Here is a 13,068-nt window from a genome sequence, read left to right as displayed (position 1 = left end):
GCGTTCCCATCCCCTTAGCTGACGGAAGGCGCTGCCGATGCGGCTGAAGTCCTTCCACGCCAAGACCATGTCCGACGCCATGCGGATGGTGCGCCAGTCGCTGGGCGACGACGCCATCATCGTCGCCACGCGCGAGGAGGAAGGCGGCGGCGTGCGCGTGACGGCGGCGGTGGAAGAGGACGACCTGCCGCCGGCCCCGGCATCCGGTTCCGGGCGCGGCGGCCGGGCCAAGGCACCGGCCAGGCCGGTCGAACCCGAGATCGACGTCGGCGAGGTGGTGGCCGACGCCCTGCAACGCCACGGCGTGCCGGCGTCGCTGGCCGAACAGCTGATCGACGCGGCCTCCGGGCTGGACACCGAGGACCCGCGGCTGGCCCTGGGCTCCGCACTCGATTCCTATTTCACCTTCAACCCGCTGCCCGACGGCCGGTCGCCGGTGAAGCCGCTGGCGCTGGTCGGCCCGCCGGGGTCCGGCAAGACGCTGGTCGCGGCCAAGCTGGCGGCGCGCGCCGTCTTCCGGAAATGCTCGGTCGGCGTCATCACCACCGACACGGTGCGGGCCGGCGGCGTCGACCAGCTGGCCGCCTTCACCCGGCTGATGAAACTGAAGCTGGCGACGGTGGAGGATCCCGACGCGCTGGCCGGCGCCTTCGAGGTGCATCGCCGGACCGATCTGGTTCTGGTCGACACCGCCGGGCGCAACCCGTTCGACGCCGAGGACATGCAGGACCTGCGCGCCTTGCTGTCCGCCGGCGAGGTGGAGCCAATCCTGGTCCTGCCCGCCGGGCTCGACGCGCTGGAGGCTGCCGACATGGCGCTGGCCTTCAAGGCGGTGGGTGTGCGGCGCATGCTGGTCACCCGGCTGGACATGGCGCGCCGGCTGGGCAGCGTGCTTGCCATCGCCGCGCGCGCCCGGCTGTCCTTCTGCGACGCCAGCATCTCGTCCAAGGTGGCGGAGGGGCTGACCGCGCTGAACCCGCTGGCGCTCGCCCGCATGATGATCCCGGCCGAGGAGAAGGCGCCCGCCGTCAAGGAATCGGCGCCGCGACGTTCCGCCCGCAGCGCCGGCTGGGACGACGACGAGGGCCATCAGGACCACGAGCCGGAGCGCACCCCCGAGCGCAAGCCGAGCTTCGGGCGGGGGTATGAGGCCGAGGACGATGAGCCGGAGGATGGGGAACCGGAGATCGAGCCGGCACCGCCGCCACCACCACCGCGCAGGGCCGCCGCGGCGGCCAAGCCGACGAAACCCGCAACCGCAAAACCCGCAACCAAGGCTAAAGCCGCCAGTTCCCCCTCGTCGAGGACCCTGCCATGACCGATCCGGTGTTCCCGGCCGCCCTCAAGAACGTTCGCCCGCTGCGCGGCGCCAACGTCATCGCCGTGGCCAGTGGAAAGGGCGGCGTCGGCAAGACGTGGTTCTCGATCACGCTCAGCCACGCCCTGACCAAGGCGGGCATGAACACCCTGCTGTTCGACGGCGATCTCGGGCTCGCCAACGTCGACATCCAGCTGGGATTCTCGCCCAAGAACGATCTGGGCGCCGTCATCAACGGCGAGGTGACGCTGGCCAAGGCGGCGCAGCGCTTCACCGACACCGGCTTCGACATCATCGCCGGCCGTTCGGGCTCGGGCACGCTGGCGCAGTTGCCGAGCCAGCGCCTGTCGTCCTTGCGCAACGACCTGCTGGAGCTGGCGAAGAGCTATGACCGGGTGGTGATGGACATGGGCGCCGGCGTCGACCGCACGGTGCGCACCCTGTCGGGTCCGGCCGGCATCACGCTGGTGGTGACGACGGACGAGCCGACCTCGCTGACCGACGCCTATGCCTTCATCAAGCTGACCCATGCCACCAACCCGTCGGCCGACCTGCGGATCGTGGTGAACATGGCGCAGAGCGTGAAGGACGGCGAGCGGACCTACGGCACCATCCTGAAGGCCTGCCAGAACTTCCTGAAATACAAGCCGGCGCTGGCGGGCATCATCCGCCGCGACCTGAAGGTGCGCGACGCCATCCGCAACCAGACCCCGCTGCTGACCCGCTCGCCCGCCAGCGATGCGGCCCGCGACGTCGAGGCCATCGTGCAGCGGCTGCTCGCCAGCGCCCGGTAACCGGCCGGGACGGGCGGGCATGGGCGGGGCAATCCCACCGTCGGTCACGCCGGCCGCCGCCACCGCCGCGGCAGCCCCCGCCGCGCCCGCACCCGTGACCGCCGAGGCGACGGTCGTCCAGCTTCCCGAACGGCTGCCGGAGGTCACCCGCCCGGTGGTGCTGACCGGCACCGTCGCCGGCCAGACGCCGGAGGGGCTGACCCGCGTGCGCACCGCGGCGGGCGAGCTGCTGCTCGACAGCGCGGTGGAGCTGCCGCCGGACAAGCCGGTCACCGTGCAGCTGACCCCCGGCGGCACGGCACCGACGGGCGCGCCGGCCACGGCGCTGCCGGGCAAGCCGACGGCGCTGATCCTGCTGCAATCGCTGGCGAGCCCGGCCACGCCGCAAAACGCCGGGCAGGCTGGTGGAGCGGCACCCGCTCCGCCGGCCGGCAGCGGCGCCACGCCCGCCGTGCTGCTGCCCACCCCGACGCAAACCACCGTCCCGACCACCCTGCCGCCGCTGCTGCCGGGCACCGTCGTGCCGGCACTGGTGCTGGCCGGCGGGTCGGGCGCCAAGCTGCCGACCGCCGCCGCGCCCCCGGCGCAGCCGACGCCCACGGCACCGGCCCCCGCCGCACCGGCCGGGACCGCGAAGCCGGAAGCTCCGGCCGCCGGGACGCCTGCCGCGGCGACGGGCGGACCCTCCACGCCCGCCCCGACCATGGGCGGCGGCAGCGCCACCTTCGGCACGCCGGTCCAGCTGGGCGGCAACGCGGCCCATCCCGGCGCCGAGACGCCGACGGCACCCACTCCGCCCGGCTCCAACGCATCGGGTTCGCCCCCGCCGGGGGAAGCCGCCGGCAATCCCGAACCGCCGGACCTGCCGCGCGGCGCCACGGTGGCGCTGAAGATCCTGACGGTCACGCCGCCGCCGCAACAGCCCCAGCCGCCCGGCAATCCGGGGACGGGCAACCCGGAGGCCAACGGGCGCAATCAGCAGGCGGGGAGCCAATCCGGCCAGCAAGCGGGCGGACAGGCCGCCGCTCTGCCGATGCCGCAAGCCGACGAGCCGGCCCTGCCGCCCGACACCCCCATCCTGCGCGGCACGGTGGCCGGCAGCACGCCGCAGGGCCAGCCGATCCTGGCGACCAAACAGGGCATGCTGGCGCTGAACGTCCCGGCCAGCCTGCCTCAGGGAACCAAGGTGACGGCGGCGCTGGCCGACCTCGCCCGCGCCACCCAGGCGGCGGCCCCCGCCTTGCCCGGCCCGCCGGGACCGCTGGACGGGCGCGACTGGCCGGCGATGCGGCAGCTGATGGCGACGCTGGCGGCGGCCGATCCGGCGGCGGCCAAGGCGATGCTGGCGACGATGCCACAGCCGAACCGCAAGCTGACCGCGGCGCTGGGCTTCTTCCTGTCGGCGATGCGCGGCGGCGATGCGCAGGGCTGGCTGGGCGACGATGCCGCCTCCGCCCTCGACAAGGCGGGGCGGCGCGACCTGCTGGAGCGGCTGGAGAAGGATTTCGACGGGCTGCGCCGCGAGGCGGCGGAACCGCTGCCGGGCGACTGGCGCAGCTACACCATCCCGCTGATGGACGCGAACGGGCCGAAGCCGATCAGGCTGCATGTCCACCCGTTGCAGGAGGATGAGGAAAGCGGCGGAGCTGAGCGGTCGAATCCCGGCAGCCGCTTCATCATCGACCTCGACCTCAGCCGGTTCGGGCCGATGCAGCTCGACGGTCTGGTGCGGCCCAACCATTTCGACCTGATCCTGCGCAGCCATGCCGCCCTGCCGCCGGAGCTGCGGGTGGAGCTGATCCAGGTTTTCGCCGACAGCGTGCGGGCCGTCGGCTACACCGGCGGCCTGTCCTTCCAGTCGGGCGCGCGCAGCTGGGTGAAGCTGACCCGCGCCGGTCAGGCCGGGCTGGGGGTGTCGGCATGAGGCGGGAGCGCCTGTCCACCTGCCCGTCCCCCGACGCCCGCCACGATTTCCTGGTGGAGCTGCGCGGCGAACCGCTGCCGGGGGTGCGGCTGACCCTGCGGCTGGTGCCCGACCTTCTGGTGCCCGATCCGGCGTCGGTCGTGGCCTATCTGGCGGAGTTCGCCAGTTTCCCGGACGGGTTGGAGGCGCTGGCCGTCGCCATTCTGGACGACATCAACAACGAGCTGGTGCCGCGCTGGGTCGAGGTGACGGTGGAAGGCGATTCCCCCCTGCCCCACCGCGTGGTGATCGAGGACCGGCAGCCAACCTGGGACAACCCGTCGCTGCTGGGGCGGCTGCGCCGGCTCTGACAAGGGCGGCTCAGTCGTCCTCGTAGAGACCCTGGGCCGCGGTGCGGTGGCAGGCCTCGCAGTTGCTTTTGGCGGCGACCGTCCTGCGGCTCCAGATCGACGGGTCGAAATCGTGCTTGCGCAGCCACCAGCGCTGTTCGTTGATGCGGATCAGGCGGCCGTCGCCGCTTCCGGCAGTCTGCGTCAGATACGTGCGGATGGCTGCGGCGGTGTCGGCCGGCAAGCTGGCATTCTCGCCGAAATGGTTTTGAAGGCCGTCCATGATGCGGTTCCAGGACGCCGCCGGCAGCAGGCCGGGCTGAAAGGCCATGTGGCACTCGCCGCACTCCTTCCGGGTGGCGGCATCGGTGACGGGGCGTACCCGCTCGAACTCGCCGGCGGTTGCCGGTCCGGCGGTCAGAGCCAGCAGGGTGAGGGCGGCGAAGGCGGCGAGCCTGCGGGATTTTGGGTCGGAACGCATCGGTTGCTCCCTATCGGTTCGACAGAAAGGTGATGAAGTCGCCCTTCTCCCGCGCGGTGCAGGCGCGGCCGAGGACGTTAACGCAGTCGCGCCCGAACCGCTTTTCGACCTCGGCGGGGTCGGTGAAGCGCTTGGGATTGGCGGACACCGCCATCGGCAGGATGTCGCGGCCGGTCTTGTAATGGCGGCCGGTCCCGGCGGGGTCACGGGTGTGGCAGCTGGCGCAGGCGGGGGTGTCGGCCACCGTGCCGCCGGCATGCGGGCCGAGATACAGCGCCTGCCCGCGCTCCGCCGAGAAGCCGGTGAAATCGGGCGCCTTGGCCTGGGCGGCGTAGCCGTCGAGGATGCGGGCACGTTCCGGATTTTGGGCCGGATTTTGGGCCGGATCGCCCGACGCCGCCAGCGCGACGCCGGTGCCGAACGCCACAGTGGCGGCGAGAAGGAGGATCATTTTCATGGGATCATCCGGTTGGTCGGGGTTGAGCGCCACGCCGTCCAGCGCGATGCAAGGCCGGGCGGCAGCCGCTTCAGGCCATGCAGCGCGAAGACCAGGGCGACATGCGCCAGGATCAGCGGGAGAGCGGCCTCGCCGATCTCCTTGTGCAGATGCTCGACCGTGACGAAGAAATCGGCGGCGGCACCGCTCGCCGCCGCCAGCCCGACGCCGGCCAGAAGGGCGGCGGCCATCCAGGCGGTCAGCGGGCTGCGTTCCGTCCGGGCCTGCGCATCGCCGGCGAGCAGCCGCCGGAGCCATGCCGCGACCGCCCCGGCGGAGGGCCGGGGGAGGCGCAGCGGGCTTCCCGCCGGGGCCAGCAGGCCGGCCGCGACGCGCAGGAGGATGGCGGCGAGGGCGGCATAGCCGGCGAAGACATGCATGCCGTAGCTGTCCTCGTCGCCGGTCAGATAGGCGACGATGAAGGCGCCCGAGACGGTGGCGTGGAAGGCCAGCAGCGCGGTCATCTCGGCGGCGCTTGGCTTGCGGGCGGACATGGCGGTCTCCGTTCTCGTATGAGGTCAGTCGCCGTTGCCGGTGGTCAGCAGGGCGACGATGCCCGCGGCGCCGTCCGCCCTGGCCTGATAAGCGGCGGCGAGAGCGCCGATGACCAGGGCGGCCAGCAGGGTGTGGAGGATCATCCTCTTCAGCATGGCGACCCCCGGCTCAGTCGTCGTCGCGGTCGTCGTGCCGGCCCTTCTCGTGGCCCTTCTCATGGCCATGGCGGCGGCCTTCCTGCATCCGCAGGGCGTCGCGGCCGAAGGCGGTGCCGTCCTGACGGATGATCTGGCCGGCCTGGATCGCGCCCTGACGGACGCCGCCGACCACGGTGATCTGGTCGCCGGACTGGATGCCGTCGGGAAGGAAGCCGCGGCTGGCGACGTCGATGCGGTCGCGGCCGTCGGTCAGGACGAACCAGTTCGCCGCCACCGTCTCGACCGTGCCGGCGACGGTGCCGCCGCCGGCCTTCACCGCCTCGGCGATGGATTGCGGGCTGGCGGGCTGGGCCGTGGCGGCGCGGCGGTGGTCGTCGTCATCATCGGCGCGGGCGGCACCGGCGGCGCCGGCCGCGAGCGTGACGGCGAGGAGGGTGGCGAGGGTGGCGGCTTTCAGCATGGCATCACCTGCGGTGTGGGGAGAGCGCCGCGAAGCGCCCGATGGACCGCACCCTGCGCCACCCGGCCTGAGCCGAGCCTGAACAGGCCGTTCATCCGCCGTTCAGGCTGGAGACAGCAGGACATGCGCATTCAGCGCCGGTTCAGGGATGCGACGATATGCTGGTTCGAACGCGCGTCCCTGATGCGCGATGCTGTCCCCGGCAGAGAGGTCGATCATGAGGACCGGTCCCGCATTGCTCCTTGTTGCCCTGCTCCTTGCGGCAGGACCGGCGGCGCAGGCCGGCGACGACCATGAGCGCGCCCGCGCCGCCCTGCGCGAGGGCCGCATCCTGCCGCTGGAGCGCATTGTCGAAAGCGCCAAACAGCGGTTCGGCGGCGAGGTGCTCGACGTCGATCTTGAGGACGAGGAGAACGGCTTCCAGTACGAGCTGAAGCTGATCGCGGCGGACGGCCGGATCATGAAGCTGGACTATGACGCCGCCACCGGGGAGCTGCTGCGAAGCAGGGGCCGCCACCAGTCCCACGGCGGGGGGAGGTGACAGCATGCGCGTGCTGGTCGTCGAGGACACCGCCGAACTGGCCCGGCAGCTGAAACAGCGGCTGGAAGGCGAAGGCTATGCGGTGGACACCGCCGCCGATGGCGAGGAGGGCCGCTTCCTGGGCGAGACCGAGCCCTATGACGCGGCGATCCTCGATCTCGGCCTGCCGAAGATCGACGGGCTGACGGTGCTGCGCTCGTGGCGTCGGGCGGGGATGGCCGTGCCGGTGCTGATCCTGACCGCGCGCGACGCCTGGAACGAGAAGGTGCAGGGCATCGATGCCGGCGCCGACGATTACTTGGCGAAGCCCTTCAGCATGGAGGAGCTGCTGGCCCGCATCCGCGCGCTGATCCGCCGCGCCAAGGGCCATGCCAGCGCCGAGATCGCCTGCGGCCCCGTGGTGCTCGACACCCGGACCGGGCGGGTCACGGTGGATGGCCAGCCGGTCGAGCTGACCGCCTTCGAATACCGGGTGCTGTCCTACCTGATGCACCACAAGGGGCAGGTGGTGTCGCGCACCGAGCTGACCGAGCATGTCTATGCCCAGGATTTCGACCGCGATTCCAACACCATCGAGGTCTTCGTCGGCCGCCTGCGCCGCAAGCTGGGGGTGGACGTGATCCGGACCGTGCGCGGGCTGGGCTATCGCGCGGACGAGCCCTGAGGGAAAGGTTGGGGAGCAGGTCATGGGATGGACGGAGTCGCTGCGCTTCCGCCTGCTGGCCGGTGCCGCCGTGTGGGTGGCGCTGGCGCTGATGCTGGCGGGATGGATCATCGCCGACCTGTTCCAGACCCATGTCCGCCAGCGCTTCGATGCCGAACTGGCGAACCATCTGGAACAGCTGGCCGCGGTGCTGGAGACCGATGCCGACGGCAAGCCGGCGCTGCGCCAGCCGCTCAGCGATCCGCGCTTCCGCCGGCCGCTGTCGGGGCTCTACTGGCAGGTTGGGGAGAGTGAAGCGGCACCGCTGCGCTCGCGCTCGCTGTGGGACAGCGTGCTGGAGTTGCCTGCCGACCGGATGTCCGATAGTGGGGTTGAGGGTGACGGGGGGGAGGGTGGCGGGCTGCACCGGCACGACGCCGCCGGGCCGGCCAACCAGTCGCTGATCGTGCTGGAGCGCTTCGTCCTGCTGCCCGAGCGGACGGAGCCGATCCGCATCGCCGTCGCCGCCGACCGGGCCGAGCTTGCCGGCGTCACCCGCGCCTTCAACGCCACGCTGGCCCTGTCGCTTGCGGTGCTGGCCGCCGCCCTGATCGTCGCGGCGCTGATCCAGGTGCAGATCGGGCTGCGCCCGCTCTCCCGCCTGCGCGACGAACTGACCGAGGTGCGGGTCGGCGGCAAGAAGCGCTTCGACGGGGCGATGCCGACGGAAATCCGGCCGCTGGTGGAGGATCTGAACGCGCTGCTGGCCCATGCCGAGGAGGTCGTCGGCCGCGGGCGCCTGCAGGCCGGCAATCTGGCCCATGCGCTGAAGACCAACCTCGCCGTGCTGGCGAACGAGGCCGGCGCGCTGGACGAGCGCAACGCGCGCGCGGTGGGGCCGGCGATGGTCCGGCAGGTGGAGCTGATGCGCCGGCACCTCGACCACCATATGGCCCGCGCCCGCGCCGCCGCCGCCCGCGGCGTGCCGGGCGTCGGCACGCCGGTGGCGGACTGCGTCGCGGCGCTGGCGCGGGTGATGCGCAAGCTGCATGCGGCGGCGGGGGTGGACATCGCCGTCGATGTCCCCGCCGGCCTGCTGTTCGCCGGCGAGCGCGAGGATCTGGACGAGATGCTGGGCAACCTGCTGGACAATGCCTGCAAATGGGCGCGCGGCCGGATCGGGGTGACCTGCCGGAGGGAGGCCGGCGGCATGCTGAGCGTCACGCTCGACGACGACGGCCCCGGCCTGCCCGGCGACAGCCGCGAGGCGGCGCTGGAGCCGGGGGTGCGGCTGGACGAAAGCATGCCGGGAACGGGGCTCGGCCTTGCGGTGGTGCGGGATGTGGCCCGGCTCTATGGCGGCGACGTCCGGCTGGATGCCTCGCCGCTGGGCGGGCTGAGGGCAGTGTTGCGTTTGCCGGCGGCGGCGGGATGAGAAGGGGCTGCGGCTGTTGTGATAGGGTGCGGGCACAAAGGCGCTTTTGAAAGCGGACAGGCCAGATGACCGATGATCTTCGCGCGGTTCGTGACGCTGTGGCGGCGGACGGCTTCTCCTTCGTCGCGGCGGACGCCATGCAGGGATTGCTCGACGCCGCCGGGCTGCGGGACTGGGAGGGGTTCGGCGCCAGCTGGAACGACCTTGGGCTCGACACCTACATGGCGGACGGCGGGCGCTACCGGCGCCGGCGCCACGCCGCCTTCGCGGTGTCGGCCGGGGACATCCGGCGCAAGCCGCACCAGCCCCATTACCAGAGCCGCGACTACAATCCCCTGAATGGCGGCCTGGAACGCTGGTTCGAGCCGATCACCGAGGCGGTCGCAACCCACCCCGCCCTGGACGCGATCCTGAAGACCTGCTTCACGCTGTTCGACCCGCTCACCCCCGCCGGCACCAGGCCGGAGGTCTGGCACACCGAGGTTCACCAGTTCCGCATCGAAGCCCGTGCCGGCGAAGCCGGGCGGCCCACCCCGGAAGGCATGCACCGCGACGGCGTGGACTGGGTGCTGGTGATGCTGGTCCGGCGCGAGAACGTCTCCAGCGGCACGACCAGCATCCATGACCTTGCCGGCCGGCCGCTCGGCAGCTTCACCCTGCGCCATCCGCTGGAATCGGCGGTGGTGGACGACGCCCGGGTGTTCCACGGCGTGACGCCGGTCGAGCCGACCGATCCGGCGCGCCCGGCTTTCCGGGACGTGCTGGTGGTGACGATGCGGCACGCCTGATGCCGCACAACCGATTGGCCGCCCCGTCACAGCCACGGCCACGGCCACGGCCTTAACCGGAATACTGCGGCATACTGTCCACATCAGCGTCCGGCACCGGATCAGGTTTGCTTCCAACGCTAATATATTAGTATAATAATCCCATGAGTTATCCGGTGAGGCCGAGCCATGACCGCGGATCCCTTGGAGACGGCGCTGCTCCTGCGCGTGGTGGTGATCCTGGGGCTGCTGCTTCTCGGTTTCTGCTAACCTCTTCCACAGGGATGCCTGACCATGGCGACCGACCTCAAGCGAGAGAATTACTCCGCCACCATCGACGGCAAGCCGGTGGACCTGTTCACCCTGCGCAACGGGCGCGGCATGGTGGTGCGCATCACCAATTACGGCGCCAAGATCGAGCAGATCCTGGTCCCCGACCGCGACGGCGTGCCGGGCGACGTGGTCCAGGGCTATGACGGGATCGAGGGCGCGATGGGCGGGCAGGCGTCCATGGGCTCCTTCATCGGGCGTTATTGCGGACGCATCCCCGACGGGCGCTTCACCCTGGACGGCGTCGCCCATCGGGCCGCGGTCAACAGCCCGCCCAACACCCTGCATGGCGGCCAGCGCGGCTCGCGCTTCCGGGTCTTCGACGCCCGGCAGCTCGACGAGGCCAGTCTGGAGCTGAGCTATGTCTTCGAGGATGGCGAGGAGGGATTTCCCGGCACCCTGCCGCTGCGGCTGGTCTATACGGTCGGCGACGACAACGCCCTGACCATCGCCTGGACCGCGGTGGCGGCCGACAAGACCACCATCGCCAACTTCACCGACCACACCTTTTTCAACCTGTCGGGCGATCCGGGGTCGTCGATCCTCGACCATGTCGCCACCATCCATGCTGGCCGCTATCTGGCGCTCGGCGATACCGGGGTGCCGACCGGCGAGATGGTGGAGGTCACCGGCACGCCGCACGATTTCCGCACCCCGGCGGCGCTGGGCGCCCGCATCGAGGCCGACGACCGCATGCTGGCCCTCGGCAAGGGCTACGACCTGCATTACGTGATCGACAGGCCGGCGAACGGCGCGGCGCCTGTCCTTCTCGCCCGCTTCCTCCACCCGGCCAGCGGCCGGACGCTGGAGGTGCTGTCCACCGAACCCGGCCTGCAACTCTACACCGGCAATTTCCTGGAGGGCAAAACCCCGCGGGACGTCGGCAAGGGCGGCACGCTCTACACCAAACACAGCGCCTTCTGCGCCGAACCGTCGAAATTCCCCAACGCCGTCAACCTCCCCTCCCTTTGGCCTTCCTTCCCCTCGACCGTGCTGCGTCCCGGCCAATGGACCGCGGGGTCCATCGTCTACCGGTTCGGGGTCGCCTGAGGCGGCGCCGCGCCGCCCGCCCCCAAAGCCCTTCACAGCTAGCGCCCCGCACGGCCGCCCCTTTTCTCCCTCGGAGTCCGTTACGTCATGAGCACCGCCAAACCGATCCGCCGTTACCGGCAGACGAAAGTCGTCGCCACGCTGGGTCCGTCCTCCTCCTCGCCCGAGATGATCCGCCGCCTGTTCGAGGCCGGCGTCGATGTCTTCCGCCTGAATTTCAGCCATGGCAGCCACCAGGACCATGGCGAGCGCGTCCGCGCCATCCGCGCGCTGGAGGAGGAGACCGGCCGTCCCATCGCCATCATGGCCGACCTCCAGGGGCCGAAGCTGCGGCTGGGCCGCTTCGCCGACGGGCCGGTGACGCTGACCGCCGGCCAGCCCTTCTGCCTCGACCTGCTGGGCGAGCCGGGTGACGCCCGCCGCGTCGGCATGCCCCATCCGGAGATCTTCGCCGCCCTGGTGCCGGATGCCGAACTGCTGCTCGACGACGGCAAGGTGCGGCTGCGGGTGACCGCCTGCGGCGCCGATTTCGCCGAGACGGTGGTGGTGTCGGGCACGAAGCTGTCGGACCGCAAGGGCGTCAACGTGCCGGGCGTGGTGCTGCCGCTGTCGCCGCTGACGCCCAAGGACCGCGCCGACCTGGACTTCGCCCTCGACCAGGGGGTGGACTGGGTGGCGCTGAGCTTCGTGCAGCGGCCGGAGGACGTGGCGGAGGCGCGCAAGCTGATCGCCGGCCGGGCCGCGCTGCTGTCGAAGCTGGAGAAGCCGCAGGCGATCCAGCATCTCGACCGCATCGTCGAGATGTCGGACGGCGTCATGGTGGCGCGCGGCGACCTGGGCGTCGAGATGCCGCCGGAAGACGTGCCGTCGATCCAGAAGCGCATCATCCGCGCCGCCCGTTCGGCCGGCAAGCCGGTGATCGTCGCCACCCAGATGCTGGAATCGATGATCTCCGCCCCCGCCCCGACCCGCGCCGAGGCGTCCGACGTCGCCACCGCGGTGTTCGACGGCGCCGATGCCGTCATGCTGTCGGCCGAGACCGCATCCGGCGACTATCCGGTCGAAGCCGTGTCGATCATGGACCGCATCGCCCGCCGGGTGGAGGGCGACCCGCTCTATCGCGGCCTGATGGATGCGCAGCATGCCGACCCGGAACAGACGGAAGCGGACGCCATCACCGCCGCCGCCCGTCAGGTTGCCCATACGGTGAAGGCGGCGGCCATCGCCACCTACACCACCAGCGGCTCCACCACCCTGCGGGCGGCGCGCGAGCGGCCGGAGGTGCCGATCCTCTGCCTGACCGAGAGCGCCGCCATCGCCCGCCGGATGGTGCTGGCCTATGGCGTCCACGCCGTGCTGACGGAGGATGTCCAGAGCTTCTCCGACATGGTGCACAAGGCGGCGCGGCTGGCCTTTGTGCATGGGCTGGCCGAGGAGGGGCAGCGGCTGGTCATCACCGCCGGCGTGCCGTTCGGCATGCCGGGATCGACCAATATCCTACGAATCGCCTGGGTCGAGGCGCCGAGCCGTCTGGAGCGCGAACGCGAGGCCCGCGCCCGCCAGCCGATGGTCTTCGCCGACGCCTGACCGCATCCTACCTTCCGCCGACCGCCAAGCTTCCGTTTTGTATAAACGGAGGCTTGGCAGAGTACCAAATGCACAGGGCTTCGGCCTGGCGTTCTATCGACTCCTATGCTCTTGACACCGGTCAAATAAAGATAGCTTTTTAGCTAACTACCGGACGTTGACCGGTGCCGCTCGATGCCCGACTGTCGGAGTCGGGGTTTCCAGCTTCTTGAAGCCCGGCCGGTGGGACGGGTTAAATCGAAGATCGGCGGCATGAAGGT

15 protein-coding genes are annotated in these 13,068 nt (G+C 71.2%); 10 read left to right on the top strand and 5 right to left on the bottom strand.

Annotation, left to right across the window (positions count from 1 at the left end; all coding sequences use genetic code 11):
* The first annotated feature begins 37 nt into the window (after positions 1-37).
* The 4 genes from ABNQ40_RS16255 to ABNQ40_RS16240 are packed head-to-tail and all read left to right on the top strand — an operon-like array spanning position 38 to position 4,386.
* Positions 38-1,318 carry a GTPase gene (locus tag ABNQ40_RS16255; RefSeq protein ID WP_109051499.1) on the top strand — a complete coding sequence of 427 codons (1,281 nt, stop codon included), beginning with the start codon at positions 38-40 and terminating at the stop codon, positions 1,316-1,318.
* A complete protein-coding gene (locus ABNQ40_RS16250; protein WP_109051500.1) occupies positions 1,315-2,112 on the top strand; it encodes a MinD/ParA family protein in 798 nt (265 codons plus the stop codon). Before ABNQ40_RS16255 ends, ABNQ40_RS16250 begins: the two co-directional genes overlap by 4 nt.
* 19 nt (positions 2,113-2,131) lie before the next feature.
* Positions 2,132-4,036, top strand: a complete 1,905-nt coding sequence (locus ABNQ40_RS16245; RefSeq protein WP_109051501.1) for a hypothetical protein — start codon at positions 2,132-2,134, stop codon at positions 4,034-4,036.
* Positions 4,033-4,386, top strand: a complete 354-nt coding sequence (locus ABNQ40_RS16240; RefSeq protein ID WP_109051502.1) for a hypothetical protein — start codon at positions 4,033-4,035, stop codon at positions 4,384-4,386. The genes ABNQ40_RS16245 and ABNQ40_RS16240 overlap by 4 nt, the downstream gene beginning before the upstream one ends.
* 10 nt (positions 4,387-4,396) lie before the next feature.
* On the opposite strand, the gene ABNQ40_RS16235 is transcribed toward ABNQ40_RS16240, so the two are convergent.
* From ABNQ40_RS16235 to ABNQ40_RS16215, 5 genes are read right to left on the bottom strand one after another with little or no spacing between them, the layout of a single operon-like run.
* Positions 4,397-4,846, bottom strand: a complete 450-nt coding sequence (locus ABNQ40_RS16235; RefSeq protein ID WP_109051503.1) for a diheme cytochrome c — start codon at positions 4,844-4,846, stop codon at positions 4,397-4,399.
* Positions 4,847-4,856: 10 nt separating this feature from the next.
* Positions 4,857-5,303, bottom strand: a complete 447-nt coding sequence (locus ABNQ40_RS16230) for a DUF1924 domain-containing protein (protein ID WP_109051504.1) — start codon at positions 5,301-5,303, stop codon at positions 4,857-4,859.
* A complete protein-coding gene (locus ABNQ40_RS16225; protein WP_109051505.1) occupies positions 5,300-5,836 on the bottom strand; it encodes a hypothetical protein in 537 nt (178 codons plus the stop codon). The genes ABNQ40_RS16230 and ABNQ40_RS16225 overlap by 4 nt, the downstream gene beginning before the upstream one ends.
* 24 nt (positions 5,837-5,860) lie before the next feature.
* On the bottom strand, positions 5,861-5,992 hold the full coding sequence (locus ABNQ40_RS16220; protein WP_282187219.1) for a hypothetical protein: 132 nt from the start codon (positions 5,990-5,992) through the stop codon (positions 5,861-5,863).
* Between the two features lie 13 nt (positions 5,993-6,005).
* On the bottom strand, positions 6,006-6,455 hold the full coding sequence (locus tag ABNQ40_RS16215) for a cytochrome c maturation protein CcmE (protein WP_109051506.1): 450 nt from the start codon (positions 6,453-6,455) through the stop codon (positions 6,006-6,008).
* Between the two features lie 217 nt (positions 6,456-6,672).
* Between ABNQ40_RS16215 and ABNQ40_RS16210 the strand changes: the two genes are divergently transcribed.
* The 6 genes from ABNQ40_RS16210 to pyk all read left to right on the top strand — a co-directional run bounded on the left by ABNQ40_RS16210 (position 6,673) and on the right by pyk (position 12,808).
* Positions 6,673-6,996, top strand: coding sequence for a PepSY domain-containing protein (locus ABNQ40_RS16210; protein WP_247879990.1), 324 nt, complete (start codon positions 6,673-6,675; stop codon positions 6,994-6,996).
* Between the two features lie 4 nt (positions 6,997-7,000).
* On the top strand, positions 7,001-7,660 hold the full coding sequence (locus tag ABNQ40_RS16205) for a response regulator transcription factor (RefSeq protein WP_109051507.1): 660 nt from the start codon (positions 7,001-7,003) through the stop codon (positions 7,658-7,660).
* A gap of 22 nt (positions 7,661-7,682) precedes the next feature.
* The gene (locus ABNQ40_RS16200; RefSeq protein ID WP_109051508.1) at positions 7,683-9,074 is read left to right on the top strand and encodes an ATP-binding protein; all 1,392 of its coding nucleotides are present in this window, start codon (positions 7,683-7,685) and stop codon (positions 9,072-9,074) included.
* Positions 9,075-9,139: 65 nt separating this feature from the next.
* Positions 9,140-9,862: a 2OG-Fe dioxygenase family protein gene (locus tag ABNQ40_RS16195; protein WP_109051509.1), complete on the top strand. Its 723-nt coding sequence runs from the start codon at positions 9,140-9,142 to the stop codon at positions 9,860-9,862.
* Positions 9,863-10,135: 273 nt separating this feature from the next.
* A complete protein-coding gene (locus ABNQ40_RS16190) occupies positions 10,136-11,221 on the top strand; it encodes an aldose epimerase family protein (RefSeq protein ID WP_247879992.1) in 1,086 nt (361 codons plus the stop codon).
* Positions 11,222-11,308: 87 nt separating this feature from the next.
* Positions 11,309-12,808, top strand: coding sequence for a pyruvate kinase (pyk, locus tag ABNQ40_RS16185; protein WP_109051511.1), 1,500 nt, complete (start codon positions 11,309-11,311; stop codon positions 12,806-12,808).
* Positions 12,809-13,068: the final 260 nt, after the last annotated feature.

Source organism: Azospirillum sp. A23, assembly GCF_042938965.1.
Lineage (GTDB): Bacteria > Pseudomonadota > Alphaproteobacteria > Azospirillales > Azospirillaceae > Azospirillum > Azospirillum melinis.
This window is presented reverse-complemented; position numbering and strand designations above follow the sequence as displayed.

Bases quoted from the DNA above. Each gene is read 5' to 3' on its own strand.
- ABNQ40_RS16255 (WP_109051499.1), top strand. From the start codon at position 38: ATGCGGCTGAAGTCCTTCCACGCCAAGACCATGTCCGACGCCATGCGG.
- ABNQ40_RS16250 (WP_109051500.1), top strand. From the start codon at position 1,315: ATGACCGATCCGGTGTTCCCGGCCGCCCTCAAGAACGTTCGCCCGCTG.
- ABNQ40_RS16245 (WP_109051501.1), top strand. From the start codon at position 2,132: ATGGGCGGGGCAATCCCACCGTCGGTCACGCCGGCCGCCGCCACCGCC.
- ABNQ40_RS16240 (WP_109051502.1), top strand. From the start codon at position 4,033: ATGAGGCGGGAGCGCCTGTCCACCTGCCCGTCCCCCGACGCCCGCCAC.
- ABNQ40_RS16235 (WP_109051503.1), bottom strand. From the start codon at position 4,846: ATGCGTTCCGACCCAAAATCCCGCAGGCTCGCCGCCTTCGCCGCCCTC.
- ABNQ40_RS16230 (WP_109051504.1), bottom strand. From the start codon at position 5,303: ATGAAAATGATCCTCCTTCTCGCCGCCACTGTGGCGTTCGGCACCGGC.
- ABNQ40_RS16225 (WP_109051505.1), bottom strand. From the start codon at position 5,836: ATGTCCGCCCGCAAGCCAAGCGCCGCCGAGATGACCGCGCTGCTGGCC.
- ABNQ40_RS16220 (WP_282187219.1), bottom strand. From the start codon at position 5,992: ATGCTGAAGAGGATGATCCTCCACACCCTGCTGGCCGCCCTGGTCATC.
- ABNQ40_RS16215 (WP_109051506.1), bottom strand. From the start codon at position 6,455: ATGCTGAAAGCCGCCACCCTCGCCACCCTCCTCGCCGTCACGCTCGCG.
- ABNQ40_RS16210 (WP_247879990.1), top strand. From the start codon at position 6,673: ATGAGGACCGGTCCCGCATTGCTCCTTGTTGCCCTGCTCCTTGCGGCA.
- ABNQ40_RS16205 (WP_109051507.1), top strand. From the start codon at position 7,001: ATGCGCGTGCTGGTCGTCGAGGACACCGCCGAACTGGCCCGGCAGCTG.
- ABNQ40_RS16200 (WP_109051508.1), top strand. From the start codon at position 7,683: ATGGGATGGACGGAGTCGCTGCGCTTCCGCCTGCTGGCCGGTGCCGCC.
- ABNQ40_RS16195 (WP_109051509.1), top strand. From the start codon at position 9,140: ATGACCGATGATCTTCGCGCGGTTCGTGACGCTGTGGCGGCGGACGGC.
- ABNQ40_RS16190 (WP_247879992.1), top strand. From the start codon at position 10,136: ATGGCGACCGACCTCAAGCGAGAGAATTACTCCGCCACCATCGACGGC.
- pyk (WP_109051511.1), top strand. From the start codon at position 11,309: ATGAGCACCGCCAAACCGATCCGCCGTTACCGGCAGACGAAAGTCGTC.